General features: G+C 63.7%; 24 protein-coding genes. 21 read left to right on the forward strand and 3 right to left on the reverse strand.

The window, feature by feature from the left end:
* From GWG65_RS09495 to GWG65_RS09560, 14 genes are all read left to right on the forward strand, one after another.
* Window positions 1-1,128, forward strand: coding sequence for a four-carbon acid sugar kinase family protein (locus tag GWG65_RS09495; protein ID WP_275195226.1), 1,128 nt, complete (start codon window positions 1-3; stop codon window positions 1,126-1,128).
* Complete coding sequence (gene pdxA, locus GWG65_RS09500; RefSeq protein ID WP_275195227.1) at window positions 1,125-2,165, forward strand: 4-hydroxythreonine-4-phosphate dehydrogenase PdxA; 1,041 nt, start codon at window positions 1,125-1,127, stop codon at window positions 2,163-2,165. Before GWG65_RS09495 ends, pdxA begins: the two co-directional genes overlap by 4 nt.
* A 12-nt stretch (window positions 2,166-2,177) precedes the next feature.
* Entirely contained in the window at window positions 2,178-3,338 is a 1,161-nt protein-coding gene (locus tag GWG65_RS09505; RefSeq protein ID WP_275195228.1) for an iron-containing alcohol dehydrogenase, read from the forward strand.
* Entirely contained in the window at window positions 3,338-4,543 is a 1,206-nt protein-coding gene (locus GWG65_RS09510) for an exo-alpha-sialidase (protein ID WP_275195230.1), read from the forward strand. The genes GWG65_RS09505 and GWG65_RS09510 overlap by 1 nt, the downstream gene beginning before the upstream one ends.
* Window positions 4,544-4,586: 43 nt before the next feature.
* Window positions 4,587-5,393, forward strand: a complete 807-nt coding sequence (locus tag GWG65_RS09515; protein ID WP_275195231.1) for an ABC transporter ATP-binding protein — start codon at window positions 4,587-4,589, stop codon at window positions 5,391-5,393.
* On the forward strand, window positions 5,393-6,265 hold the full coding sequence (locus GWG65_RS09520) for an ABC transporter permease (RefSeq protein WP_275195232.1): 873 nt from the start codon (window positions 5,393-5,395) through the stop codon (window positions 6,263-6,265). The genes GWG65_RS09515 and GWG65_RS09520 overlap by 1 nt, the downstream gene beginning before the upstream one ends.
* Window positions 6,266-6,295: 30 nt before the next feature.
* Complete coding sequence (locus GWG65_RS09525) at window positions 6,296-7,363, forward strand: ABC transporter substrate-binding protein (RefSeq protein WP_275195233.1); 1,068 nt, start codon at window positions 6,296-6,298, stop codon at window positions 7,361-7,363.
* 17 nt (window positions 7,364-7,380) lie between these two features.
* Window positions 7,381-8,223, forward strand: a complete 843-nt coding sequence (locus tag GWG65_RS09530) for an amidohydrolase family protein (RefSeq protein WP_275195235.1) — start codon at window positions 7,381-7,383, stop codon at window positions 8,221-8,223.
* A 44-nt stretch (window positions 8,224-8,267) separates the two neighbouring features.
* Window positions 8,268-9,329: an ABC transporter substrate-binding protein gene (locus GWG65_RS09535; RefSeq protein WP_275195236.1), complete on the forward strand. Its 1,062-nt coding sequence runs from the start codon at window positions 8,268-8,270 to the stop codon at window positions 9,327-9,329.
* Complete coding sequence (locus GWG65_RS09540; protein WP_275195238.1) at window positions 9,329-10,036, forward strand: SDR family NAD(P)-dependent oxidoreductase; 708 nt, start codon at window positions 9,329-9,331, stop codon at window positions 10,034-10,036. Before GWG65_RS09535 ends, GWG65_RS09540 begins: the two co-directional genes overlap by 1 nt.
* Before the next feature lie 40 nt (window positions 10,037-10,076).
* The gene (locus tag GWG65_RS09545) at window positions 10,077-10,874 is read left to right on the forward strand and encodes an SDR family oxidoreductase (RefSeq protein ID WP_275195240.1); all 798 of its coding nucleotides are present in this window, start codon (window positions 10,077-10,079) and stop codon (window positions 10,872-10,874) included.
* Window positions 10,875-11,434: 560 nt separating this feature from the next.
* Entirely contained in the window at window positions 11,435-12,547 is a 1,113-nt protein-coding gene (locus GWG65_RS09550) for an extracellular solute-binding protein (protein WP_275195242.1), read from the forward strand.
* A gap of 75 nt (window positions 12,548-12,622) precedes the next feature.
* On the forward strand, window positions 12,623-14,269 hold the full coding sequence (locus GWG65_RS09555) for an iron ABC transporter permease (RefSeq protein ID WP_275195243.1): 1,647 nt from the start codon (window positions 12,623-12,625) through the stop codon (window positions 14,267-14,269).
* A gap of 5 nt (window positions 14,270-14,274) precedes the next feature.
* Window positions 14,275-15,450 (forward strand): ABC transporter ATP-binding protein, encoded by a 1,176-nt coding sequence (locus GWG65_RS09560; RefSeq protein WP_275195244.1) that lies wholly within the window; start codon window positions 14,275-14,277, stop codon window positions 15,448-15,450.
* A gap of 260 nt (window positions 15,451-15,710) precedes the next feature.
* On the opposite strand, the gene GWG65_RS09565 is transcribed toward GWG65_RS09560, so the two are convergent.
* Window positions 15,711-16,478 (reverse strand): FadR/GntR family transcriptional regulator, encoded by a 768-nt coding sequence (locus tag GWG65_RS09565; RefSeq protein WP_275195245.1) that lies wholly within the window; start codon window positions 16,476-16,478, stop codon window positions 15,711-15,713.
* Between the two features lie 184 nt (window positions 16,479-16,662).
* On the opposite strand from GWG65_RS09565, the gene GWG65_RS09570 reads away from it, so the two are divergent.
* The 3 genes from GWG65_RS09570 to GWG65_RS09580 are packed head-to-tail and all read left to right on the forward strand — an operon-like array spanning window position 16,663 to window position 19,882.
* Complete coding sequence (locus tag GWG65_RS09570; protein ID WP_275195248.1) at window positions 16,663-18,213, forward strand: altronate dehydratase family protein; 1,551 nt, start codon at window positions 16,663-16,665, stop codon at window positions 18,211-18,213.
* 43 nt (window positions 18,214-18,256) lie between these two features.
* Window positions 18,257-19,222, forward strand: coding sequence for a tripartite tricarboxylate transporter substrate binding protein (locus tag GWG65_RS09575; RefSeq protein ID WP_275195249.1), 966 nt, complete (start codon window positions 18,257-18,259; stop codon window positions 19,220-19,222).
* Between the two features lie 42 nt (window positions 19,223-19,264).
* The gene (locus GWG65_RS09580; protein WP_275195250.1) at window positions 19,265-19,882 is read left to right on the forward strand and encodes a glutathione S-transferase family protein; all 618 of its coding nucleotides are present in this window, start codon (window positions 19,265-19,267) and stop codon (window positions 19,880-19,882) included.
* Here GWG65_RS09580 and GWG65_RS09585 read toward each other — a convergent pair.
* Window positions 19,811-20,086, reverse strand: a complete 276-nt coding sequence (locus GWG65_RS09585) for a TetR family transcriptional regulator (protein WP_275195251.1) — start codon at window positions 20,084-20,086, stop codon at window positions 19,811-19,813. The genes GWG65_RS09580 and GWG65_RS09585 overlap by 72 nt on opposite strands.
* Window positions 20,087-21,345: 1,259 nt before the next feature.
* On the opposite strand from GWG65_RS09585, the gene GWG65_RS09590 reads away from it, so the two are divergent.
* The 4 genes from GWG65_RS09590 (at window position 21,346) to GWG65_RS09605 (ending at window position 24,732) form a co-directional block, all read left to right on the forward strand.
* Entirely contained in the window at window positions 21,346-22,536 is a 1,191-nt protein-coding gene (locus GWG65_RS09590; protein ID WP_275195252.1) for an NADH-quinone oxidoreductase subunit D, read from the forward strand.
* 21 nt (window positions 22,537-22,557) lie between these two features.
* Entirely contained in the window at window positions 22,558-22,695 is a 138-nt protein-coding gene (locus GWG65_RS09595; RefSeq protein ID WP_275195253.1) for a hypothetical protein, read from the forward strand.
* Between the two features lie 144 nt (window positions 22,696-22,839).
* Window positions 22,840-24,051, forward strand: coding sequence for a trypsin-like peptidase domain-containing protein (locus GWG65_RS09600; protein WP_275195255.1), 1,212 nt, complete (start codon window positions 22,840-22,842; stop codon window positions 24,049-24,051).
* 54 nt (window positions 24,052-24,105) lie between these two features.
* Window positions 24,106-24,732: a YbhB/YbcL family Raf kinase inhibitor-like protein gene (locus tag GWG65_RS09605; protein ID WP_342760635.1), complete on the forward strand. Its 627-nt coding sequence runs from the start codon at window positions 24,106-24,108 to the stop codon at window positions 24,730-24,732.
* Between the two features lie 98 nt (window positions 24,733-24,830).
* Here GWG65_RS09605 and GWG65_RS09610 read toward each other — a convergent pair whose 3' ends face one another.
* On the reverse strand, window positions 24,831-25,145 hold the full coding sequence (locus GWG65_RS09610; RefSeq protein WP_275195256.1) for a DUF4167 domain-containing protein: 315 nt from the start codon (window positions 25,143-25,145) through the stop codon (window positions 24,831-24,833).
* Window positions 25,146-25,393 lie beyond the last annotated feature (248 nt).

The raw sequence follows: 25,393 nt of genomic DNA on the forward strand, positions 1-25,393 counted from the left end.
GTGCCCGCGCGCGGGACGCCTCTGCGCCTGCTCGCCGACGACCTGACCGGGGCGCTCGACAGCGCCGCTGCGTTCGGCTCCGTCGATGAGCCGGTGGCAGTGTGTTGGCGCGGCGCCGTGCCGGCGCGAGGAGCCATTGCGCTCGACAGCCGCACGCGCGAGGCCACGCCCGATGAAGCGGCGGCGGCGGTCGCGGCGGTGGCGCCGAAGCTATGGGCGGCCGGAACAGGTCTCGCCTTCAAGAAGATCGACAGCCTGCTGCGTGGACACGAGGCGGTGGAGCTTGCTGCCATCCTTGATGTACTTCGTCCGGCGCATTGCATCATTGCCCCGGCCTTCCCGGCGCAGCGGCGCATCACGCGAGGCGGACATCAGTATGCCTGGTCGGAAGGCGGCTTTAGGCCGGTTCCTGTGGATCTCGCGGCAGCGCTGGCCGTCAGCGGCCACCCGGCCATCCCGGTCGCCGCAGGCGACGCGCTTCCCACGGGCATCAGCCTCTGGGATGCCGCGACGGACGCCGATCTCGACGCGATCCTCGCTGCCGGATCCGCCCTGCCAGACGTGCTCTGGGTCGGCAGCGCCGGGCTCGCCTCGGCGCTGGCCCGAGCGGCCGGCTTGCTGCCGGGCCGGCCTGCTCCGGCGCCGCTGCAGCAACCCATCCTTGGGCTGATCGGCTCCGAGCATGCCGCGATCCGCGCACAGTTGGCCCGGCTCGACACGCTACACTACTCGTTGAGCGAGACTGGCCGCGATGACGACACGGTCGCAGGCCATCTCGAAGACCAAGGCGTCGTGTTCGCCAGCATCGACATCTCGCCTGGTACCTCCCGGCGAGCTGCCGCCGCTGTGATCGAACGGCGTTTCGCCGGGCTCCTGTCGCGGCTGCCGCGGCCCGGGACGCTCATCGCGGCAGGAGGGGAGACCCTGCGCGGTCTTTGCGAAGCGCTCGAAGCCGACCGGCTCGACGTCGTCGGCGAGATCATGCCCGGCGTGCCGCGTTCGGTCATGCGCGGCGGACGCTGGGATGGCGTCGCAATCGTCTCCAAATCGGGCGCCTTCGGCGAATCCGATCTTCTTCAGCAACTCGTGGCGACCTCGGTCGCAACCACGGCCGGAGCGGCAACATGAAACCTCACCTCGCCATCACCATGGGCGACCCCGCCGGCGTCGGCCCGGAGATCATCGTCAAGGCCTGCCTGGCGCTGAAGGAGCGGCTCGCGAGCGGCGATCTGCGACTGCTGGTCATCGGCAGCAACCCGGCGCTGTTCGAGGCGCGTCGCATGCTTGGCGTCAACATCGTGATACCGGAGGTCTCCGAGACCGAGGCCTGGCCGCATCTCGCCTGCCTGCAGGCCGGGCCCGAAGGTGAGCCGATCCGTCCCGGCATACTCTGCGCCGATGGCGGACGCTTCGCCTATCTCGCCGTCGAGAAGGGCGTGGCATTGTCCCAGGACGGCCGCATCGGCGGCATCGTGACGGCTCCCCTCAACAAGGAGGCGCTGAACAAGGCGGGATACAAATTCGCTGGCCATACCGACATGCTGGCGACGCTGACCGGCGCCAAGGGCTCGGTGATGATGCTCGCCCATGGCGGCATGCGTGTCAGCCACGTCACCACCCATGTCGCCCTCAAGGACGTGCCGGGTAAGCTGACGCCGCAGCGACTGCGTTACGTGATCGACCGCACGGACGAGACGTTGCGCGCACTCGATCTCGGCCGCCGCAGGATCGCGATTGCCGCGCTCAATCCCCATGCCGGTGAAGGCGGACTCTTCGGCCGCGAGGATGACGAAGTCTCGGCTCCGACCATCGCCAAGGCGGTCGCCGACGGGCTCGACGTGGTCGGGCCCGTGCCGGGCGACACTGTCTTCGTCAAGCTTCGCGCCGGCCAGTATGACGCCGTCGTCGCCATGTATCACGATCAGGGGCACATCCCGGTCAAGCTGCTTGGATTCAACGTCAATCCACAGACCGGAGCCTGGGATTCGCTGTCGGGAGTCAACATCACGCTTGGCCTGCCGATCGTGCGCACCTCCGTCGATCATGGCACCGCCTTCGACATCGCAGGCAAGGGCATCGCCAACGAGCTGAGCCTGATCGAAGCAATCGAATACGCCGAGAGACTGGCTGCGGCGCGCGGCACAGCCGCCAAATCCTCAGCCTGAAGGAGGCAAGCCATGAACATACATGCACCAAGCCCGCTCGCTGCCGCAAGCCTGGCGACGCCGATCACCATCCAACGGCCGCGGATCATCGAGTTCGGCGCGGGCACGGCCTCGATCGCCGGTCGTTGGGCGGCCGAGCAGAAGCTTACCCGCATTCTCGTTGTGGCGGACGCCTTCAACGCGGACCGCGTCGCGGTTCTGGAGCTGAACGGTGAGGTCACGGTGTTCGGCGAGGTCCGCCCCGAACCGGACGTACCCAATCTGGAGGCGGCGCTGGCACTCGCCAGCCAAGTGAAGCCTGATCTCGTCATCGGCTTCGGCGGCGGTAGCGCCATGGACCTCGCCAAGCTCGTCGCGGTGCTGCCGGGCTCGGGCCAGACGTTGCACGACGTCGTCGGCGCGGAGAAGGTCAGGGCCAAGGGCGCCGTGCTCATGCAGGTGCCGACCACCTCGGGCACCGGCAGCGAGGCCGGCACCCGTGCGCTCATCACCGACCCGGCGACGCAGAACAAGCGCGCGGTGCAGAGCCTGCATGCGCTCGCCGACATCGCGATCATCGATCCGGCGCTGACGCTGACCCTGCCGCCGGCGGTGACCGCCGCGACAGGCGTCGATGCCATGGCGCATTGCGTCGAGGCCTTCACCAGCAGGAAGGCGCATCCGCTGATCGACATGTATGCGCTGGAAGGCGTCAGGCTGGTCGGCCGCTTCCTCGGCCGCGCCATCGCCGACGGCTCCGATATCGAGGCGAGGGCCGGCCTGTCGCTCGCCTCCCTTTATGGCGGTTTCTGTCTCGGTCCGGTGAACACCGCAGCGGGCCACGCCGTGGCCTATCCGCTCGGCACCCGCCATCACATCGCCCATGGCGCTGCCAACGCCCTGATCTTTCCGCACACGCTCGCCTTCAACACGCCTGCCGTGCCGGAGAAGACCGCTGCGATCCTTACAGCGCTCGGCCTTCAAGCCTCGTCACGAGAGGCCGAGGTCTTCGCAGCCGCGTATCGCTACTGCGCCGATCTCGGCTGCGAGATGAAGCTCTCGGCGCTCAACGTCCCGCATGACGGCCTGCCGGCCATGGCGAGCGAGGCCCATGCCATCCGCCGCCTGCTCGACAACAACCCGCGCGACATCAGCCGCGAGGAAATCCTCGCGCTCTATAAGGAGGCTTATTGATGGGCGCCCACCCAACCACCATCGAGCCTGCCGGGCTGTCCGAGCGCACCGGCATCCTTCACCCGCGGCAGGGCGATCCGGCCCGGAGCGAAGCCTATCTGCCCTCGCCTTGCGTGCAGAATCATGCCGCCAACATTGCCATGCTCGGCAATGGCGACCTCGCGACCGTCTGGTTCGGTGGCACGCAGGAGGGGATTCCCGACATTTCGGTGTATTTTTCCCGGCTCGCGCAGGGGGCGGAGCGCTGGACGGCGCCGATCAAGCTATCCGACGATCCGACCCGGTCCGAGCAGAACCCGGTACTGTTCACAACGCCGACCGACGGGCTCTGGCTGATCTGGACGGCGCAGGTCTCCGGCAACCAGGACACCTCGCTCATACGCAAGCGCGTCTCACATGACCATGGCCAGACATGGGGTCCGATCGAGACGTTGTTCGAGGCGCCGCAGGGTTACGGTCTGTTCGTGCGCCAGCCGCCCGTCGTGCTCGATGACGGCGCCTGGCTGATCCCGGTGGTTCACTGCGTCAGTGTTCCGGGCGCCAAATGGGTCGGCGATCGCGACATCAGCGCGGTGCGGATCTCGACTGATCAGGGCCGAAGCTGGAGCGAACATGTCGTGCCCGGTTCGCTCGGCTGCGTGCATATGAACGTGCTCAAGCTCAAGGACGGGTTGCTGGCGCTCTATCGCAGCCGCTGGGCCGATTTCATTCATGCCAGCCGCTCGGCGGATGGCCGCGCTTGGTCGGCGCCCGAGCCTACCGCGCTGCCCAACAACAACTCTTCGATCCAGGCGACCGTGCTCGTCGACGGACGCATCGCGCTGGTCTTCAACCATTCCAGCGCAGCCGACGCTTCGGGTCGGCGCACTGGCCTCTACGACGACATCGAGGATGAGGGCGAGGCGCGCGACAAAGCCGGGCCTGCTTCCGTCGCGACGGGTCGCACAGCCTTCTGGGGTGCGCCACGGGCGCCGATGACGCTCGCGATCTCCGCGGATGGCGGCCGATCCTGGCCGGTCATGCGCGATCTCGAAACCGGCGACGGCTTCTGCATGACCAACAACTCGAAGGACCAGCTCAACCGCGAGTTCTCCTATCCATCGATCACGCAGACGCCCGACGGGCTGCTGCAGATCGCCTTCACCTACTACCGCCGCGCCATCAAGCATGTCCGCGTCCCGCCAGATTGGGCGAGCGGCGCCTGATCGCCCGCCACGAAAACTCCAGAAGGACAACCCGGAGACGCCAATGGCCGCCCTCGCTCAGAACCACCCGCTCGATGCCGCGCCGCCGACCCGCGACCTCATCGCGATCCGCGGGCTCGACAAGACCTATGCCGGCGGCAGTGTGCATGCACTGTCCAACATCGATCTCGACATCAAGGATGGCGAATTCGTCTGCGTCGTGGGTCCGTCCGGCTGCGGCAAGTCGACCTTGCTGCGCATCCTCGCCGGGCTCGACGACTATGACAGCGGCGATGCGGCGCTGGACGGCAAGACCATCACCGGCCCCTCGCGGGATGTCGGCGTCGTCTTCCAGGCGGCCAATCTCCTGCCGTGGCTGACGGTGCGTGAGAACGTCGCCCTGCCGTTGCGCGTCGGCGGCAAGCAGGTCGGCCAGGCGGAGGACATCGATCGCCTGCTCGACGTCACGGGCCTCAAGGATTTCGGCCACCGCTATCCTTACGAACTCTCGGGCGGCATGCAGCAGCGTGCCGGCATTTGCCGGGCGCTGGTCCGCTCACCCCGCGTGCTGCTGATGGACGAGCCGTTCGGCGCGCTCGACGCGCTGACCCGCGAGCGGATGAACCTCGAGCTGCAGCGCATCTGGCAGGCGAGCCGCAAGACCGTGCTGCTGATCACCCATTCGATCTCGGAAGCGATCTTCCTCGGCGACCGCGTCGTGGTGATGTCGGCAAGGCCTGGCCGAGTCATTCGCGAGCTCGAGGTGCCGATCTCGCGCCCTCGCTCGAATGACACCATCATCAGCCATCCGGCCTATCCTGCGCTTGCCAAGGAGATCCGCGGACTTCTCAACGCCTCGGGAGACGAGTGATGAGCCGGGCACAGACCACTATCGTCGCCGATCCCGTAACGATCGAGCGCGCCGCACCCAAGCCGAAGACGGCGGCTGGTAAGCACAAGGACGCGAGGGGCGTCAACGGCACCGCGATCACGCTCGTCGGCCTCGTGCTGCTCTTCATCGGTTGGTCGCTGGCGGTGAAGTATCTGGACATCCCGTCCTACATCCTTCCCACGCCGCTCGCCGTCTGGAAGGCGCTCTGGTCCGGCATCGCGGTCAGCCCGACGAGCCCGCTTGGCTATTACCTGCCGCTCTGGGGTACGCTGAAGAACGCGGCGCTCGGTCTTGCCATCGGTTCCGGCCTCGGCCTGGTACTCGGCTCGTTGATGGCCGAAAGCCGGCTGATCGAGAAGCTGATCATGCCTTATGCCTTCGCGCTGCAGAGCTTGCCGAAGGTCGCCATCGCCCCGCTGATCGTGATCTGGTTTGGCTTCGGCGACGGCTCGAAGATCGCGATTTCCTCGCTCCTCGCGTTCTTCCCGATGCTGATCAACAGTTTCACCGGCCTTCGCGCCGTCGAGCCCGAGCGCATCGACCTGATGCGTTCGCTCTCGGCCTCGCGTTTCGAGACCTATCGCATCGTGAAGCTGCCGAACGCCGCGCCATACATCTTCGCCGGGCTCGACATGGCGGTTGTCTATGCCCTGCTGGGCACCATCGTCGCCGAGTTCCTTGGCGCGCAGCAGGGCATGGGCGTCGTTATCACGCAGGCCCAGGCCGTCACGGACGTGGCGGGCGTATTCGCCGCGCTGGTGATCCTGGGTGCCATGGGAATCCTTCTGCACAGCATCGTCCGCGGACTGGAAACGAAAATCGTTCATTGGGGCGATCGCGGTCGAAAGTGACCAAACCAAATGGGGAAGGGAGGAAAGACAATGATCACACGTCGAGCCTGGCTTGCCGCGAGTGCCGCCTTCGCGGCTGCGGCCGCGATCGGCCCGCGAACGGCGTCGGCGCAATCCGCAAGGACGTTGAAAGTCGCGATCGGTCAGAAGACGATCGCCCCCAATCTCGTGAACCTGCTGATCGGCGAAGGGCTTGGCTACAACGCGGCGGAGGGCTTCAAGGCGCAGTTCCTGATGGTGGGCGGCGTCTCGAACGCGCAAGTCGCCGTCGAGAAAGGCGATGTCGACATCGCGACCGGCGTGCCGTCCTTCGCCCTACCCATCCTGGCGCGCGGCGATTGGGGGAAGGCTACCCACTTCTACCAGTATACCTATTCCTACAAGTGGGACGTGGCGGTGAAACCGGATTCGACCCTCAAGAGCTATGAGGAGCTCAAGGGCAAGAATATTGGCGTCTCGGACTTCGCCGGCACCGAATTCCCAGTAACGAAGAACGTCCTGCGCAATCTCGGCATCGACCCCGAGCGCGACGTGAAATGGACTGCGGTCGGTAGCGGCGTTGCGGCTGGCGTTGCGCTCCAGCGCGGCGCCATCGACGCACTTGCCTATTACGACACCGGCTTTGGACAGATCGAGGGAGCCGGCATCGACTTCAGGCTGCTGCCGCTGCCCAAGGATCTGCCGATGGTCGGTGGACAGTTCCTGATGGCGTTGCGCGATCGCTTCGCCAAGGATCGCGAACTGCTGATCGGCTATGGCAGATCGGTGGCGAAGGCATCCGTTTTTCTCGCAGCCAGCCCCCGTGCCGGTGCGCGTGCCTTTCTGAAGATGTATCCGGAAGCGGCCCCGCGCGGCTCCAGCGAGGAGGATGCGGTCAAGTCCGTGCTGGTCGCGACCGCGCGGCGCATCAAGCTCTACGAGCCGCCCTATCAGGGTGCCAAGCTAGGCAGCATCAATCCGGAGGAGTTCCGGATCGAGGCGCAGATGAACGCCATGAAGATTGCCTCTTTTGACGGCTTTTACTCAAACGAGCTGATCGATGAGATCAATCGCTTCGATCGCGACGAGATCAAACGGCAGGCGCGGTCCTACGCATGAGCATAGGAGCGACAAAGATGGATATGGCGACAGCGCGGCGTATCGATGCGCAGGCAGCCGCCGGCATTTGCGACACGCATTTCCACGTCTTCGGTCCCTATGATCGCTTCCCACTGCCGCGCGACGCTTCCTATCGGCCGAAGGAGGCGACTGTGGCGGCATATCGCGACGTCACCAGTCGGCTCGGTATCGACCGCATGGTGGTCGTCCAGGGCGGCTGCTATGGCGTCGACAACCAAGCGATGCTCGCCGCCGTGCAGAGCCTCGGCCCGGATCGCGCCTCCGGAATTGCCGTCATCGACGAGGCCACGAGCGTCGCAGATCTCCGCCGGCTTGATGAAGGCGGCGTGCGCGGCATTCGGATCAACGCCATATCGGACAAGGGTATCGACGCCGATGCTATCCGGGCCCGTGCGAACATGATTGCAGAGTTGGGCTGGCACATCCAGTTCCACGCGCGCGCCGACCAGATCGTGCAGCATGCGGCTCTGCTTCGCGATCTGCCTGTCGATGTGGTGATCGACCATTGCGGCCGGATCGATCCGCGCGAAGGTGAGGACCAAGAGGCCATGCGTGCGATGTTGGATCTGCTCGAGACGGGGCGAGGCTGGATCAAGCTCATCAGCTACCGATCGCTGCCGCCTGGCGGCAGGGGCGACGAGATGGTGCCGTTCTTGCGGCGCTTTGCTGCGGCCGCGCCGGAACGCTGCCTCTGGGGTACGGACTGGCCTCATCCCCTGCTGGACAGTGAGCCGGATACCGGCGCGCTGCTCGATGAGTTCGCTGGCGTTTTCGATAGCGAGCCCCTTCGCGGGGCAATTCTCAGCAAGAATGCTGGGCAACTTTATGGATTCCAATAACGGCCCGTAGTCCAGAGCATAATTAGAACGAAGGGAGAGAAACGATGGCTACACGCAGAGAATGGCTTCTGGCGAGCGGCGCCTTCGCCGCGGCGCTGACGATCGGCTCGCGCTCGGGTTTCGCGCAGGGAGCCAAGACCCTCAAGGTCGGTTTCGGGCAGAAGGCGATCAGTCCCAATCTCATCAACCTGCTGATCGGCGAGACGCTCGGCTATAACGCCGCCGAAGGCTTCAAGGTCCAGGGCATGGCACTGGGCGGCAACAACAACGTCCAGGTCGCAACCGACAAGGGCGACGTCGATGTCGGCGTTGGCGTCCCATCGACCGCGCTGCCGATCCTGTCAAAGGGCGAATGGGGCAGCGCCGTCAATTTCTACGAATACACTTATCCCTACAAATGGGATATCGCCATCAAGAAGGGCGCAGGCACGAAAAGCTATGCCGAGCTCAGAGGCAAGAATATCGGCGTTTCGGACTTTGCCGGAACAGAATACCCGGTCACTCGCAACGTTCTGCGCAGCCTCGGTCTCGATCCCGACCGGGACGTGAAATGGACCGCGGTGGGCAATGGCATCCCCGCCGGCGTAGCGCTGGATCGTGGCGCCATCGACGCGCTTGCCTATTACGACACCGGGTTCGGGCAGATCGAGGCGGCCGGCATGGCGATCGAGATGCTGCCCCGCCCGGAGAAGCTGCCGATGATCGGTGGCCAGTTCCTGATGGCGCAGCGCGCGCGCATCGAGGCCGATCGTGCCCTCTTCGTCGGCTATGGCCGCTCGGTCGCGAAGGCATCCGTTTTTCTGCTCGCCAACCCCTCGGCCGGCGCCCAGGCCTTCCTCAAAATGTATCCCGAGACGGCCCCGCGCGGCTCCACTGCGGAACAGGCGGTCAAATCGGTGCTCGAGGCGATCAGCCGGCGCATCAAGCTCTACGAGCCGCCCTATCAGGGCGCAAAGATGGGAAGCATCCGGGAAGAGGAGTTCGCCACAGAAGCGCAGATGAACGGCTGGGACATCAAGGACTTCACGAAAATATACACCAACGACCTGATCGACGAGATTAATAAGTTCGACGTCGAGCAGATCCGGGCGCAGGCTCGTTCCTGATGAGCACCGTCATCACATCGCAGGACGGGCGCGCCAGACGTGCGCTCGTGACCGGTGTGAGTTCCGGCATTGGCGAGGCGATCGCGAAGCGGTTGCTCGCCGAGGGCTGGAACGTGGTTGGCTTCAGCCGCAGCAAGCCCGCCTTCGCAGCGGAAGGGCTGATCCACAAGGAGGTCGATCTCTCCGATCGAGAGGCGCTCGCCGCAGCGTTGAAGAAGCTTGAGTCGCTCGACGCCATCGTCCATGCAGCCGGCATCCTGCGCGTGGGGCACCTTGGAGAGCTCGATCCGGAAAACGCGCACGAGATGTGGCGGCTGCATGTCGACGCGGCCGAGCAGATCGTCGAAGCGCTGGTACCCTCGCTTCCCGACGGCGCCCGCATCGTGCTGCTCGGCAGCCGGACGGCTGGCGGCTCTCCCGGGCGCGCGCAATATGCGGCGACTAAGGCTGCTGTGGTCGGAATGGCGCGTTCCTTCGCGATCGAGCTTGCACCACGCCAGATCACAGTGAACGTCGTGGCGCCCGGTGCGACCGACACGCCGATGCTGAGAGACCCGCGTCGCGCATCGGTCGCGCCGAAGATGCCGCCGATCGGCCGTCTGGTAAGGCCGGAGGAAATCGCTGCGACTACGTCTTTTCTGCTTTCCGAAGGCGCTGGTAGCATCACAGGCCAGCAGATCATCGTCTGCGGCGGTGCCTCGCTTTGAGCTCGCTGCCCATTTGTAGACCGGTCCCGTTGGTATCCGCATGACTGAGCCGAAATTCCGCAACAAATCCGTCTGCGTCACCGGAGGAGCCCGGGGCCTGGGCGCCGTCATCGCGCGGCGCTTTGCGATCGCGGGTGCTCACGTACATGTCGCCGACCTGCTTGACGAGGAGATTCAAGCGCTGGGCCGCAGCCTGCGCGACGAAGGTCTCTTGGCGACGGCGCATCGGCTCGACGTCGCCGACGAAGCCGATTGGGAGAGGCTCGTGGCCGCCATCGACGCGGCCGGCACCGGGCTCGACGTGCTGGTCAACAACGCGGGGATCATCATCCGCAAGCCGCTGATGCAAACGTCGAAATCCGAATGGGACAAGGTGATGAACGTCAATGTCGCCGGCATCTTTTTGGGGATGAAACATTGCCGCTCGCTGCTGGCTGAAGCAGCGCCTTCTGCGATCGTCAACGTCTCGTCGACCGCTGGTATCATAGCTCATGGCGACCCTTCCTATACTGCCAGCAAATGGGCCGTTCGCGGCCTGACAAAATCGGCGGCGCTCGAGTTCAGCGCCGACCGGATCAGGGTCAATTCCGTCCACCCGGCGATAATCGCTACGCCGCTCACGTTCGCTGCGCCGGAAGGCCACATGGACGCTAATCGCGCGATGATCCCGATGGGTCGGGAAGCCCGTCCCGACGAGATCGCCAATATCGTCCTGTTCTTGGCGTCGGACCATGCGTCGTTCATGACCGGCAGCGAGGTGACGGCAGATGGCGGACTAACAACGGGGGGTGTCGCGCATGCCCGGAAAAGATTGCAGACGGAAATCCAACAGCGTTGATCCTACTCGCGTGCCTGCAAGAAGACCTCATAGCATCGCCTTGATGGCGCCGGTACGGCGGCTACAGGATGAGAGTCGCACCGCAGGATTCGATGGCGGTGCGAATAGCAGCACCCTTATGGGCCGGCAGATTGTCCATCACCACGATGTCGCCAAGCCGGGCTGCGCATCACGCGCAGGACGTAGAGGGCAGCTTGCTGTTGACCGGAAGTACCCCGCGGTGATCATCTTGTAGATCTGTGCGGAGAGCTGCTCGGCCAGCCGCGGTGGCTGCCGCCGCAGAGCACGCGCAGCGACGAGGAGGAGGGCGGAGCCATTCGAGCGTCTTCTATGGAAGCTGGCCTCAGGCTCGAGTCTAACTTAATAACTTGACTGACAACTTTACGTCTAAGTATGATCAATCGTCATTGAAGGAGCGGTATGCAATGCAGCCTGCTGAAAGCGCTTGTTCGATGCGCGACGCAGATGATTGCGGGCTGCAGTAGGCAATCGACTGGGACGAACGCGCTTTTCTTCTTCCACTTGCGCCACTCTCGATACGCACTCCTGGAGGATTACCGATGTCCGATTCCAAAACGACCAAACCGATCACGCGGCGCGCCTCGCTGCAGGCGGGACTGGCGGTAGCGGCGCTCCCCTTCTCAGGCATCTTCGCCAGCTACGCTGCGGCGCAGGCAAAACCCGCGACGAAAGTGCTCGATTTCACGACGACTGCCGACGTCACGAAGGCGGAGCAGGAAGGCGAGTTCCTCTTCTACACCCACGATAGCGAGCCGGCGGGCGCCAGCGTCGTCGAAGCTTTCGCGAAGGACTTTCCGAAGATCAAGGGCAAGTACCTTCGCGCGCAGAACGGTGCGCTGTTCACCAAGGTGCTGGCCGAGCGCTCCGCGGGACGTTACGTCGTCGATGTAATCCAGTTCTCGGAGCCCGCAACCGCGCTCGATTTCCAGAAGCGCGGCGGGTACATGCGGCACGTGTCGCCGCAATCCGAGTTCTATGCGGCGGAGTATCTATCCAATCCGGTCGGCGATTTCTTCTGCCCCGGCGTGACGTTCGCCGGCATCTGCTACAACACTGACAAGGTGAAGCCTGAGGAAGTGCCGAAGAACTGGAAGGATCTGCTCGACCCTCGCTGGCAGAACGCGATGAGCGTCAAGCAGTCAACATCGGGGCTGCAATTCGTTCAGTGGTTTGAGCTGAAGAAGCTGTACGGCGACGGCTATTGGAAGGAGTTCGCGAAGCTGAAGCCGCGCGGCTTCGATTCGCGCGCGCAGTTGTTCGACCGGCTGGCCAAAGGCGATGACAAGATCTGTGGCCTCGCTGAGCTCGCGGGCTACCTGCTGCAGAAGGAAAAGGGCGCGCACATCGCATTTATCACGCCGCCCGACGGCCTGCCGGCCAGCACGCTGTGGAACGGCGTCGTCGACAAGGCGCCGCATCCGGAAGCCGCGAAGCTGTTCGTCGACTGGCTGATGTCGCCGCGCGGCCAGAATCACTACCAGACGAACCCGTTCTTCTACTATGGCTCGGTGCGCAAGGACGCGCCGCCGATGCCCGGCGGCACGCGCCTTCGCGATTTCAAGCTGCTCGCGCCGACCGCGGCGGAGATGCCGGCCTACATGGCGGCGCAGGAATCTTTCACCAAGGAATGGAACGCGATGCTCGGGCTGTAGGCCGTGCCCTTGTCCACTGCGATTGCAGCACTGGCTTCGCGGCCGCACCGGGCTATCTCGACGCAGATGGTCGCCATGACGATGGTGATCGTCGTGGTGGCCATTTTTGTTCTCTACCCGGTGTTCTATCTGCTGCAGGCGGCATTCGACGTCGGTCCGGCGGAAGTCCGCCCGCCGGCCGCGTATGGGTTCGACAACTTCTCAGCGCTCGGGAAGTACTGGGAGATCATGCTCAACACGCTGGTCGTTACCTTTGCGGCGACGATCATGGCCCTGACTTTCGGCTTCCTGACGGCATGGATTCTGACCCGGACCAACGTGCCATTTCAGCGCACCCTCGAGCAGCTGATGGCCGTGCCGTACTACGTTACGCCGCTGCTCGGCGCGCTCGCGTGGAACTTCCTCGGTGCACCCGAGAGCGGCTTCATCAACCAGGTCTGGCGCGCAGGCGGAGGACAGGGGGCGCTGATTGACATCACGTCGGCCGTTGGCATCGCTTGGGTGATGGCGCTGTTCGAAGGCTCGGTCGCGTTCGTGATGATCGGTGCGGTGATGAAGTCGATGGACCCGGCACTCGAGGAAGCGTCCCAGATGTCGGGCGCGGGCCGTTGGCGCGCGATGCTGCGGATCACGCTGCCGCTGGTCGCGCCGGGCGTTCTCGGCGCGGCGATCTTCGTTTTCGCCGAGATGCTCGGTTCGTTCTCGGCGGCGCTCGTGCTCGGCACGCCGGCCCGTTTCTATGTCATCACCACTGCGATCTACCAGTTTGTCTCGCAGTATCCGCCGCGCCTGCCCCTGGCTGCCGCGCTCGGCGTATCGCTGTTCGCCGTGATGTTCGGGATGCTGTACCTATACCGCCGCATCACCGCCAATCGCAGCTTCGTGACGATCAGCGGCAAGGCCTTCCGCCCGCGCGCGATCGACATGGGGTGGCTGCGCTGGGTGCTGTTCGCTGTCTGCGCCGGGTATGTCTTCCTCTCTGTCCTGCTGCCGATCGCGACACTGGTCTTCGCGTCGTTTCAGAAGTTGGCCGTGGCCTGGCCTGCTGCCGATAACTTCACGCTCGACAATTACCGGACGGCGCTGTCGCTCAACGCTGTTCGCTCCGCGCTGTCGAACAGCCTCTTCCTAGGCTTGCTGACGGCAACGATCGGCGTCGTGCTGACCGGCCTGCTGGCATGGATCATTCAGCGCAGCCGGCTGCCCGGACGTGGCGTGCTCGAATACATCGTGATGTTTCCGCAAGCGGTACCGCGATTGGTGTTCGCGTTCGGCATGATGTGGGCGTGGCTGGCGTTTCCGATCCCGATCTACGGCACGTTCTGGATCCTGCTCATCGCGTACCTGACAGTGTTCCTGCCGCTCGGCGTCCGCACGATCTCGGGCGTCATCATGCAGCTTGACAAGAGTCTGGAGGAATGCGGACAGGTATGCGGCGCGTCATGGAGCTTCCGGGTGCGCACCATCGTCGCGCCGCTGCTGTGGCCCGGGATCCTGGCGGCATGGCTGCTGATCTTCGTGGCGAGCGTGCGCGAGTTGGGCGCGTCGATCCTTCTGATGGGGCCGGATTCCAAAGTCATGACGCCGGCCATCGCCGAAGCATTCTTCTCAACCAGCTCGGAGCTGACCGCCGCAATGGCGCTGATCCAGACCGTTGTCGTTGCCGCCGCGATGGTGGTTTTCACCTTGATGACGCGCCGCGCCGCGGTGCATGGAGCGTGACCTCGATGGCCGATAGCGACCGCGCGCCAGAAATCGAAGTCGAGGACCTCGTGATCCGCTATGGCGCGGTGGCGGCTGTCGGACCAGTCAACTTCAGCGTCACCCAGGGCGAGCAGTTGACGCTGCTCGGACCCTCGGGCTGCGGGAAAACGACGACATTGCGCGCGATCGCCGGGCTCGAGCGGCCGACTGCCGGCGCGATCCGCATCCGCGGCGACACCGTGTTCGACGCTTCACGCCGCATCAATATGCCGGCCGAGCGTCGCGGCCTGTCGATGGTGTTCCAGTCGTACGCGATCTGGCCGCACATGACGGTGTTCGAGAACGTCGCCTACGGACTTCGCGTTCGCAATGCGAGCGCTGCCGAGATCGACGAGAAGGTGCGGCACGCGCTCGATCTCGTGAAGATGGGTGCCTATGCGAGCCGCAACGCATCGCAGCTTTCCGGCGGCCAACAGCAGCGCGTCGCCGTCGCTCGTGCGTGCGCGTTCTCGCCGAAGGTGCTGCTGTTTGACGAGCCGCTGTCGAACCTCGACGCGAAGCTACGCGCGCAGATGCGCATCGAGCTGCGTGAACTGCAGCATCGGCTCGGGGTGACGTCGGTGTATGTGACGCACGATCTCGAAGAGGCGCTTGCGATGTCGGATCGGATCATCGTCATGCGCGGCGGCCACATCGAGCAAGCGGGACCGGCAGCCGATATCTACAACTACCCGCGTACCGCGTTTGTCGCCGATTTCGTCGGCTCGGCGAACCTGATCTCTGGCCGGCTGCGAGCCGACCTGGCCCGTGACGGACTGATCGCGCTCGAAGCCGACGCCGGTCGCATCCTGTACGGCGAGGCGCGCGGCCGCGAGGCCGGGCCGACGCCGACGATGTCGGTGCGCACGGTGCATCTGCAATTGAATGCGACGCAGCCGGCTGCCTCGATCAATGTCTGGCCGGTGCGGGTGCGACGCACCGTGTTTCTAGGCGACCTGACGCAGGTGCACGTCGAGTGGGGCGGCCGTGAGCTCGTCGTCCGGCAGACCGCCTCGACAGCACCGGCCGAAGGATCGACCGCGTATCTATCGATCGATCCTGCCCGCTGCGTTCTGCTGGAAGCCGACGCTGCAACCGAGGCGGAACAGGCGCCGCCGCCACCGACACCCCCGATAGTGGCCGACCTGCCGATCGAGTAGCGTGCGCGGCGATGGCGCTGCCCGAGCTCCCGGCACGCGTTTGCGCTGCTGATCGGCAGACCAAAAAAAGCGTGTCGATCAGCCGCGTTTTTTAGGCGACGACGCCTTGCGTGACGATGCCCTTGTGCTGGAGTGCGATCGACTACTAAACAAAGCCCACGCGCTCTCTAGGCGGGCTCCAGTCAGGCGGTCGTGCCACTCCAATGTGCTGCGGGTCCCATCGCCGGCACCGCTTCACGTCCAAACGGGATGGTTTGATTTCAAGTAGCGACTGTGTCGGCCAGGGTGCGGCTCTTGGAATTGGCGATGTGCTGGCGCATCGCCTGCCGGGCGCGGTCGGGGTCTTCTTCTAAGATGGCGCGGTAGATCTGCACGTGCTCGTCCTGCACCATGCGTAGCCGCGCATGGGTGCTGCTCAAAGCCAAGCTGCGCATCACGCGCATGAAGTCGAAGATCTGCGTCGACAGGGCCTGCAGGCAGTTGGCGAAAAGATCGTTGCGGCAGGCGACAGCCACGGCTTGGTGGAACCGCAAGTCGGCCGCGTGGCCGATCTGGCGCGTCTCGATGGCTTGAGCCAGTTCGTCCAGCGCGGACCGCATTTCTTCCAGGTCTTCATCGGTTCGTCTGCTGGCCGCGAGGTAGGCTGCGTCGCCTTCGATGGCGCTGCGCAGCTCCATGCAGCGCAGCAGTTCGGGCAGCCCGCCGATGGGCGCCAGTTTGAACAACTCCGCGTCGCGGCGCAGCCGCACAAACGAGCCTGCACCGCGCTGGGTTTCGACCACGCCATCCGCGTGCAGCCGCGACATCGCTTCGCGCACGACCGGACGCGACACGCCGAAGGCCTCGCACAGCTCCGCCTCCGAAGGCAGCTTGCTGTTGACCGGGAAGTGCCCCGCGGTGATCAGCTTGTAGATCTGCGTGTAGAGCTGCTCGGCCAGCCGCGGCGCTCGCGTCGCCTTGGCTCCCAGCAACTGGCTGCCACCACGCAGCAAGCGCAGCGATGAGGAGGAGGAGGGGGGCAGAGCCATTCGAGCGTCTTCTATGGGAAGCACCCAGTTGTCAACTTAATAACTTGACTGACAACTTTACATCTAAGTAAGATCCGTCGACAAGTGATGCAGCAGCGCCGCCGCGGGATCCTCGCTGGCCGCTTCGGCACACCACAAGAGTTCGGCACCTTCTGACCCTGGCCGCATCTCCCCAGGAGAAATCATGAGTCAAGACAGCCCCAAGGCCGTCCTCGTCTACAACCCCGTGATCCGCATGCACCCGGCGGACAACCTCGTCGTAGCGCGCGTCGACCTTCCGCCCGGCGTGCCGATCGACGACGGCGGCCTGGTCTTGCTGCACGCGGTCAACGCGGGCAACAAGATCGCCTCGCGAGCCATCGCCAAGGGCGAGCCCATCCTCAAGTACGGCACCACCATCGGCTTTGCCATCACCGACATCGCGCCTGGCGAGCCTATCGGTGCCGACCGCATCGAGTACCGTGAGTTCGACCGCGACTACGCGTTCTGCAAGGCCTACCAGCCGTCCGCGCTGTTGGCCGAACCCGAGCGCGCCACCTTCATGGGCTTCGTGCGCGAGGACGGCCGCGTGGCCACGCGCAACTACGTGGGGCTGGTCGCCACCGTCAACTGTTCAGCCACCGTCATCCGCAAGATCGCCGAGTGGTTCACGCCCGAGCGGCTGGCCGACTATCCCAACGTCGATGGCGTCGTGGCATTCGCGCACAGTACCGGCTGCGGCATGGAACAGACCGGCGAGCCGATCGAACTTCTGCGCCGCACGATCGGCGGCTACATCAAGCACCCCAACATCGGCGCTGCGCTGGTGGTTGGCCTGGGCTGCGAGCGCAACCAGGCCACGCAGCTGCTGGCCTCGCAGGGGCTGCAGGAGAGTGACAGCCTGCGCGTGCTGACCATGCAGCAGGTCGGTGGCACGCGTGCGACCATCGAAGCTGGCATCGAGGCCGTGCGGCAGATGCTGCCTATTTGCAACCGAGCCACGCGCCAGCGCGTGCCGGCCAGCCACCTCAAGGTGGGCCTGCAGTGCGGCGGCTCTGACACCTTCTCGTCGATCACCGCCAACCCGGCGCTGGGCCGCGCGGTGGAGACACTGACGCGCCACGGCGGCACCGCCATCCTGTCGGAGACGCCCGAGATATACGGCGTGGAGCACACGCTGACGCGCCGTGCGGCAACGCCCGATGTGGCGCAGAAACTGGTCGATCGCATTCAGTGGTGGAAGCGCTACTCCGAAGGCCGAGACGTGCAGATCAACGGCAAGGTCGCTCCGGGCAACGAGGCTGGCGGCCTGGCCAACATCTTCGAGAAGTCGCTGGGCTCGGCCATGAAGGGCGGCACCGGACCGCTGATGGAGGTCTACAAATACGCCGAGCCAGTCACGGCCAGCGGCCTCGTGTTCATGGACACACCGGGCTACGACCCGGTCTCCGCCACCGGGCAGATCGCCGGCGGCGCCAACCTGATCTGCTTCACTACCGGCCGCGGCTCGATGTTCGGCGCCAAACCGGCCCCATCGATCAAGCTGGCCACCAACTCGCCGATGTACGCGCGCCTGTCCGAGGACATGGACATTAATTGCGGCGAGATACTGGACGGCACGGCAGACATCGAGACCATGGGCCAGCGCATTTTCGAACTGATGCTGGCCATTGCTTCCGGCGAGGAGAGCAAGAGCGAAAGCCTGGGCCTGGGCGACAACGAGTTTGTGCCCTGGCAAATCGGCATCACCGGCTGACGGCCCGACTACCACCACCCATTCTCGCGACGGAGACAAGGCCATGATCAAGACCACATCCGTATTGGGCCTTGCCATGTTGCTGTTCGCCAGCGCGTTCGCCGCCTCGGCGCAGAGCGCGCGACCGCTCGTCCGCCTGGTCGTGCCGTTCAATCCCGGTGGCGGATCCGACCTGTTCGCGCGCGTGATCGCGCCCGGCCTGTCCGAGGCCCTCAACCAGACCGTGATCGTGGACAACCGCGCCGGCGCCGGCGGCGTGATCGGCGCCGACTATGTGGCCAAATCGGCACCGGACGGGCGCACGTTCCTGGTGTCCGACTCTGCTGCCTACACAGTGAGCCCGTCGCTCTACCCCGCCTTGCCTTACGCGGCCAAGGACCTGATCCCGGTAGTGGACCTTGCGCGCTTTGCCAACGTGCTGATCGTGCCGGCCAATTCGCGCTTCAACTCGCTGGACGACGTGCTCAAGGCTGCGCGCAAGGATCCCGGCAAGCTGACCATCGCGTCGGCCGGCCACGGCAGCAGCCCCCATCTAACGGCCGAGAAGTTCCAGGCCGAGGCGAAGATCAAGCTCATCCACGTACCGTACAAGGGCAGCGGGCCGGCCATCGCCGACACCATCAGCGGCCAAGTCGATATGGTGTTCAGCGGCCTGCCCAGCATCTCCGAGTATCTGAGGTCCGGCACGGTGAAGGCGCTGGCGATCGCCTCGCTGCAGCGTTCGCCGTTCGCGCCGGAGGTGCCGACCATGTCGGAGGCCGGCGTGCCGGGCTTTGAATCGATCATCTCACAGGGCCTGTTTGCGCCGGCCGGCACCCCGGACGACATCGTGGTCAAGGTCAATGCCACGGTGAACCAGATCATGGGCGGCAAGGAGATGGCGGCCCGCGCAGAGCAGCTCAAGGTCGAGCCGCGCGCCTACACCTCCGCCGAGTACAATGCCTGGCTGTCGGATCAGGCAGTAGCTTGGGCAAAGCTGATCAAAGATGCGGGCATCAAGGTCGAGTGATGGCCGCAGGCGAAGTACACATCCAGAGGAACTGGCGGCAGCATGATTGATGTGTACGCATGGGGGACCACGAACGGTCTCCGCGCGACGCTCGCGATGGCCGAGTGCGGGCTCGCGCACCGGGTGCTCCCGGTCGACCTAAGCCGGAAGGCACACAAGACGCCGGAGTATTTGGCGATCAACCCTGCCGGCCAGATCCCGACCATCATCGACCATGGCGCGCCGGGAGGCCCGCGAGTGCTGGCGCAATCGGGCGCAATCGTGCTGTACGCATGCAACAAGGCCGGCCGCCACATTCCGAAGGACGAGGCGACCCTCTACACGGCGATGCAATGGTACATGCAGGCCGCCACCGACATCGGCGGCGCCAGCGCCGGCCTGCAGCAGGTGGCGGTGGTCGCGCCCGAGAAGGTGCAGAGCACGGTCGACTTGTTCGAGCAGCGCTTCATTCGCTACTTCGGCTACGTGGACCAGCAGCTGCAGGGCCACGATTTCCTTGCCGGCGACTTCTCGTTCGCCGACATCATGCTGTATCCCAACTACGTGCTGCGCCGCACGCTGATCGAGCGATTGGCCGATCTGCCCCGCCTACGCGCCTGGGCCAAGCGCATCGCGCGGCGGCCCGGTGTGCAAGCGGGCATGCAGTTGCTGGAAGCGTGAGATGAACGGCGCCGAATTACTGGTGCGCACGCTGTCGCCCTGCGGCGTGTCGACCTGCTTGGCCACCAGCGCCGGTGCGGATTGGCCGAGACAGCCGAACTGCTCGTAGATCGTCCTTGGATTGCTGCCGGCCTTCTTGACGATGCGGGTGATGCGGCCGCCGGCGTAACCGTGAGTTGCGAACTCGGCCGTTGCTGCCCGCACTCCGAAATGGCTCCCGCGTCGTGGAGGACCGAAATAGCCCAACCGCGTAGCGTCCTGACCGCTAGCCGCCTTTCCTTAAACATCAGCATTATTCGCTCGACCGAGACGAATCCTCGTCTCCCGCCGTCGTTCCGGCCGGTTAACACAGAGCAGGGTTTCGAAATTGCCGGCGAGCGCGACGGTCGCTGATGAGCCTCTCATCAGGTCAGCACGCGCGGAGGTGGATTTTGGGATGATCTCAAAGCGCCATCCCTTCAAAGGCATTTTTGAGCTGGAAATGCACCTTATGCTTTGATGAACCTCGACAAGTCATTGAAATTACAACAAATGCGACCGCCCTCCGAGCGCACCAATGGTATAGGTCGTTGACGCGAAAGAAGATTTCGCGATCCTTCAACGTTGTCACTCCGGGTTCGATCAAGACCGACGCCTGCGAGCGGCTTTGCGTAGATCGGCAACCGCCTGGCGCCAAACGTCGCCGTTGCGTCCACCGAAGCGGCGGACGTAGGCCGGGTGGAAGGTGATGCGGAGCGGGTAGCCTTCAAATTGGAGCTTTGCCTTGCGCGTTAAGCGGATCGATTGCGATTCGCCAAACAGGCGAGACGCGGTGCTGCCAAGAGCAACGATCACGCCTGGCCTAGAACGCCGGATGTCACTTAGCACTGCTGCTCCATAATGATCGACTTCCTCAATTGTTGGGCTGCGGTTACGTGGCCTCCGGTCTTTGGAATACGCGATCGGTCGGAAAGGGATGGCGTTTGCCAAACGCACCTGTTGGGGCGCGATCCCGGCCTCCTTTAGCATCTCGCGCAATGCCCTACCGGCCGGCCCGACAAAGGGCCTACCCTGCGCGACTTCCTCGGCGCCAGGTGCTTCGCCAACCACGTATAGCCGCGGTCGTCGGAACGGGCCCTCAGGTGCGACGCGACGATGATCGAGATGTGTCCTGGCGACGCTTGCCTTAGCCATCGGTTCCTGCGTCTGGTTTAGCCTGACTATGCAAAGTTCAGGCTCTATCAACCGCCATCCCGTCACTGATTTCCAAAAAGCGCGCGGCATATCACGTCTCGCCTGGCGGTCGCCGGGGGCGTTAGGAACAACCAATGCCTGGAGATGTTTGGCGCTTCGCGGGTCGGATAGTGCGGGCCCGTCGGCCCGGGCCTGTTGTGCCGACAGCCTTTGCGCCCGCCAAGGGTCCGGACAGCCGCATGAGTTCGGCGATCGGCTGAGCTGCCGGCGCACAAACCTTGAGTTCGCCCATGGAACAAGGCGGCCTTCGCAATTTCACCATTAATTTCGGACCGCAGCATCCAGCGGCCCATGGTGTGCTTCGGCTGGTATTGGAACTTGACGGTGAGGTGGTCCGGCGGGTCGATCCTCATATTGGGCTGCTTCACCGTGGAACCGAAAAGTTGATTGAAAACAAGACCTATCTGCAGGCGATCGGGTATTTCGACCGCCTCGACTATGTCGCACCGATGAACCAGGAGCATGCGTTCTGCCTCGCAGCGGAGCGATTGCTTGGCCTCGAAGTGCCGCGTCGCGGCCAACTGATCCGCGTGCTGTTCTGCGAAATCGGACGCCTGCTTTCGCATCTTCTCAACATCACGACCCAAGCTATGGATGTCGGTGCCCTCACGCCGCCGCTGTGGGGATTTGAAGAGCGTGAGAAACTCATGGTGTTTTACGAACGAGCGTCCGGCGCGCGCATGCACGCAAATTACTTCCGGATCGGCGGCGTGCATCAGGATCTTCACCCGAAGCTGATTGACGACATTGAAGCCTTTTGTGATCCGTTCCTTCGCGTAGTGGACGACCTGGATCGGCTGTTGACGCCAAACCGCATCTTCAAGCAGCGCAATGTGGACGTCGGGAAAGTGACGCTGAAGGAAGCTTGGGAGTGGGGCTTTTCCGGCGTCATGGTGCGTGGTTCCGGCGCTGCTTGGGACCTGCGCAAGGCGCAGCCCTATGAGTGCTACCCGGAAATGGAATTCGACATTCCGATCGGCAAAAATGGTGACTGCTACGACCGTTATCTGATCCGCATGGAAGAAATGCGCCAGTCGGTGCGCATCATGCGACAGTGCATCACAAAGCTGCGCGCTTCCGACGGACAGGGGCCGGTTGCGGTGCAGGACAATAAGGTCTTTCCCCCGCGGCGCGGCGAGATGAAGCGCTCGATGGAGGCGCTGATCCATCACTTCAAGCTTTATACAGAAGGGTTTCGCGTGCCGGCCGGCGAGGTCTATGTGGCAGTGGAAGCCCCCAAGGGCGAGTTCGGCGTCTACCTGGTCTCCGATGGCACGAACCAACCCTATAAGTGCAAGATCCGCGCCCCCTCGTTCGCGCACCTGCAGGCGATGGATTTGCTCAGCCGCGGCCATTTGTTGGCGGACGTCTCGGCAATCATCGGTTCGCTGGACATCGTGTTTGGTGAAATCGATCGATGAAATTGCGAATGGGAGGCCGCCATGCAGCAGATCCGGATCGACGTCCCGCCAATTATCTTTCCAATTGCAATCGTCGAGCCCGAACCCGAAAAGCGGCCCGAGAATGGAGTGGAACTAGCCTTCAGACAGATCGTTGCGTTCACGATTGCCGAGGGATGATTGCAGGGAGCGCCGAACGCTCCATAAAAGCGCCGACGCCCATAAACGATCGATATCCACGCACGCGTAAGCTTGTACGCAACAATACTGCGGTTCGAGCAGAAGCCGCAATCAAAGCCGGCAAGCAGTGGAAGGAAAGCGGAAATGACTCATACAAAACGACCTTTCAGCTGCCGTCGGGCGTCCATGATTGGCGGCGCGATCGCGTCCACGATCTTGTCGGTTGCGACTAGCGAGCGGGCACTGGCCATCAATCCCGCACAACAGGCCCTATCAGGTGGCGTGTCTGTGAACTTCATACGCCGGATTGCGGACCGTGGGAGCAATGTTGGACCGGGTAACTTCGCAGATCTCGCCGAAAAAGTCGTACCGGCCGTGGTAGCGGTCAGCTCCAAAGCTCCGACGTCCAATTTCTTGCCCGATCAATCGTTCGAATTCGGTCAGCCCGACGAGGAATCGCCGCCGGGTGCCCGTGATCACGGTACCGCTCCAAAAGCGACACGCACGGTCGCGATTGGATCTGGCTTTTTCATCTCTCCTGACGGTTATGCCGTAACCAACAGTCACATCGTGGAAGCCAGTGATACGGCGGAGATCCGTACCAATGACAAGAAGACCTATTCCGCGAAAGTGGTGGGAATGGATTCTTTGAGCGACATCGCTTTGATCAAGGTCGACGGTCGCAACGACTTCAGCTACGTGCAACTCGCCGATCAACCGCCGCGCGCCGGCGACTGGGTTCTGACCGCCGGCAATACGTTCGGGCTCGGAGGCTCGGTCACGGCCGGCATTGTTTCGGCGCGCGAACGCAACATCGAGACTGGTTCTGCGCAGGAATTCATCCAGATCGATGCGCCGATCAACCAGGGCGATTCTGGCGGCCCGACCTTTGACACAAGCGGCAAAGTCATCGGCGTCAACAGCATGATCATTTCGCCTTCCGGCGGCTCAGTAGGCGTTGCGTTTGCGATTCCCGCCGAGACCGTTAAGACGGTGATACCGCAACTGAAAGACAAGGGCACGGTAACGCGCGGGTGGATGGGCGTTGAGGTTCAATCGGTCACTGCGGAGCTTGCTGACAGCCTGGGCGGAAGCGATCTCCACGGCGCGATCGTGACAGGCGTTCAAGAGAATGGTCCCGCGGCGAAGGCAGGATTAAGGACCGGGGACGTGATTACGTCGGTGAATGGTGAGCAAATCAGGAACGCGAGTGAATTGACCAGGAAGGTCCATGCGACGGCGCCGGGCTCTCGGATTCAGATTGCTAGGCTTAGACAAGGACAAGTGAACTCATTGAGCGTGACCGTGGGTCAGCTGTCCAATGAACCCAACGTCTTCCCGAGCATCCCAAGATAGCGGGATTGCAGTCCGCAGCCACTCACATGGTCCGCGCGGTCCAATAGCGAAGGAATGCCCGCCGCGAGCCGAGGTGGCAAGCAGGGGAAGTGCTTCGCCGCGCAAGTGATCGACGGCGCAAATATCAAGCGGTGCAAATATCAAGCGGTGCAAATATCAGGCGGTGCAAGTATCAGGAGAACGCAGATGACGTTCAGCTTGAAAAGCCCGGCATTCGGCGATGGCGGCCGAATTCCCGCGAAATACACGCCGGATGAAGACGACCTGTCACCTCCGCTGGAGTGGTCGGATCCGCCGGTGGGAACCAAAAGCTTTGCCCTCGTTGTTGAGGATCCGGACGCGCCATCCGGCACTTTTCATCATTGGGGTCTTTACAACATCATGGGCGAACGCACGTTGCTGCCGGAGGGAATCGGCCACGGCGCCAAGACCAATGCCAAGACCGACGCCAAGACCAAAACGGAGAGGCTCGGAAAAGGCATCAATGATTTCGGCGAGCCGCGATACCACGGGCCCGCCCCGCCGAAGGGACACGGAACCCATCACTACCACTTCAAGCTGGCGGCGCTGGATGTCGAGGCGCTTTCGCGGGCTCCCGAGATGTCCGTTGCCGATATCTGGAAGTCGGCTGAAAAGCACATGCTCGGGCAGGCCGAACTCATCGGCATCTATAGTCGGTGACGCAAACAGCGGCGGTTCACGAGAGCGCCTACGACAGCGATCCAGCATAGCTGTGACCCGCAGCAGCTCGCGCGGTTGCTCGTGGCAAACGCCAACCACTACGAGCGGCCACCAGAAGATGCGGCCGCGCCATCCTCGCGCATTAATCGCAGATAGTGATCGGCGTGTTGAAAGTAATTCTCTGCAGCAATCCGGTCACCCTTCAAGGCTTCGGCGCGGGCTAGCGCCAGATAGCGTTCGTAGTGTCTTTGTGCATTTCGGGACGAACTGGTCTCGACGCTGTTGCGTGCGTGCTTGGCTTTCCGCATTTGGGGTTTGCGAGGCATTTTGATGTTGAGGCGCGGCTCAGCCGCCACCCCCCTGCGTTCAGAAGCTATCATATCCATCCATAAGTCGCCCAGCGCAAGCCGCACGACGCTCTTCTAAAGGTGATTGGGTGCAGTCGTGGATTTTGGGGCGATCGAACATCACGATCGCTAAAGCGTGCCCTAGCGAGGGCCGAAGCGATCCAAATCAACTGCTAAAGCCGATATAGGAAACTGGGCCGACGAATTCAAGCTGCGTCCAGCTCGAGGGACCGCTCCATTACGCGCCGCATCCCGGCGACCAAAGTGACGAGGGCAATGGCGACCTCGGCGACCGCGGAACTTTGCATGGTCTA

Origin of the sequence: Bradyrhizobium sp. CSA207, assembly GCF_029051685.1 — a bacterium.
GTDB lineage: Bacteria > Pseudomonadota > Alphaproteobacteria > Rhizobiales > Xanthobacteraceae > Bradyrhizobium.

What these genes read in the sequence shown, in the direction of transcription:
- GWG65_RS09605 (WP_342760635.1), top strand. Translation starts at nt 24,106, where the DNA reads ATGCCCGCCGCGAGCCGAGGTGGCAAGCAGGGGAAGTGCTTCGCCGCG.
- GWG65_RS09600 (WP_275195255.1), top strand. Translation starts at nt 22,840, where the DNA reads ATGACTCATACAAAACGACCTTTCAGCTGCCGTCGGGCGTCCATGATT.
- GWG65_RS09550 (WP_275195242.1), top strand. Translation starts at nt 11,435, where the DNA reads ATGTCCGATTCCAAAACGACCAAACCGATCACGCGGCGCGCCTCGCTG.
- GWG65_RS09570 (WP_275195248.1), top strand. Translation starts at nt 16,663, where the DNA reads ATGAGTCAAGACAGCCCCAAGGCCGTCCTCGTCTACAACCCCGTGATC.
- GWG65_RS09510 (WP_275195230.1), top strand. Translation starts at nt 3,338, where the DNA reads ATGGGCGCCCACCCAACCACCATCGAGCCTGCCGGGCTGTCCGAGCGC.
- GWG65_RS09590 (WP_275195252.1), top strand. Translation starts at nt 21,346, where the DNA reads ATGGAACAAGGCGGCCTTCGCAATTTCACCATTAATTTCGGACCGCAG.
- GWG65_RS09595 (WP_275195253.1), top strand. Translation starts at nt 22,558, where the DNA reads ATGCAGCAGATCCGGATCGACGTCCCGCCAATTATCTTTCCAATTGCA.
- GWG65_RS09525 (WP_275195233.1), top strand. Translation starts at nt 6,296, where the DNA reads ATGATCACACGTCGAGCCTGGCTTGCCGCGAGTGCCGCCTTCGCGGCT.
- GWG65_RS09555 (WP_275195243.1), top strand. Translation starts at nt 12,623, where the DNA reads ATGACGATGGTGATCGTCGTGGTGGCCATTTTTGTTCTCTACCCGGTG.
- GWG65_RS09580 (WP_275195250.1), top strand. Translation starts at nt 19,265, where the DNA reads ATGATTGATGTGTACGCATGGGGGACCACGAACGGTCTCCGCGCGACG.
- pdxA (WP_275195227.1), top strand. Translation starts at nt 1,125, where the DNA reads ATGAAACCTCACCTCGCCATCACCATGGGCGACCCCGCCGGCGTCGGC.
- GWG65_RS09545 (WP_275195240.1), top strand. Translation starts at nt 10,077, where the DNA reads ATGACTGAGCCGAAATTCCGCAACAAATCCGTCTGCGTCACCGGAGGA.
- GWG65_RS09540 (WP_275195238.1), top strand. Translation starts at nt 9,329, where the DNA reads ATGAGCACCGTCATCACATCGCAGGACGGGCGCGCCAGACGTGCGCTC.
- GWG65_RS09530 (WP_275195235.1), top strand. Translation starts at nt 7,381, where the DNA reads ATGGATATGGCGACAGCGCGGCGTATCGATGCGCAGGCAGCCGCCGGC.
- GWG65_RS09560 (WP_275195244.1), top strand. Translation starts at nt 14,275, where the DNA reads ATGGCCGATAGCGACCGCGCGCCAGAAATCGAAGTCGAGGACCTCGTG.
- GWG65_RS09575 (WP_275195249.1), top strand. Translation starts at nt 18,257, where the DNA reads ATGATCAAGACCACATCCGTATTGGGCCTTGCCATGTTGCTGTTCGCC.
- GWG65_RS09535 (WP_275195236.1), top strand. Translation starts at nt 8,268, where the DNA reads ATGGCTACACGCAGAGAATGGCTTCTGGCGAGCGGCGCCTTCGCCGCG.
- GWG65_RS09505 (WP_275195228.1), top strand. Translation starts at nt 2,178, where the DNA reads ATGAACATACATGCACCAAGCCCGCTCGCTGCCGCAAGCCTGGCGACG.
- GWG65_RS09520 (WP_275195232.1), top strand. Translation starts at nt 5,393, where the DNA reads ATGAGCCGGGCACAGACCACTATCGTCGCCGATCCCGTAACGATCGAG.
- GWG65_RS09565 (WP_275195245.1), bottom strand. Translation starts at nt 16,478, where the DNA reads ATGGCTCTGCCCCCCTCCTCCTCCTCATCGCTGCGCTTGCTGCGTGGT.
- GWG65_RS09515 (WP_275195231.1), top strand. Translation starts at nt 4,587, where the DNA reads ATGGCCGCCCTCGCTCAGAACCACCCGCTCGATGCCGCGCCGCCGACC.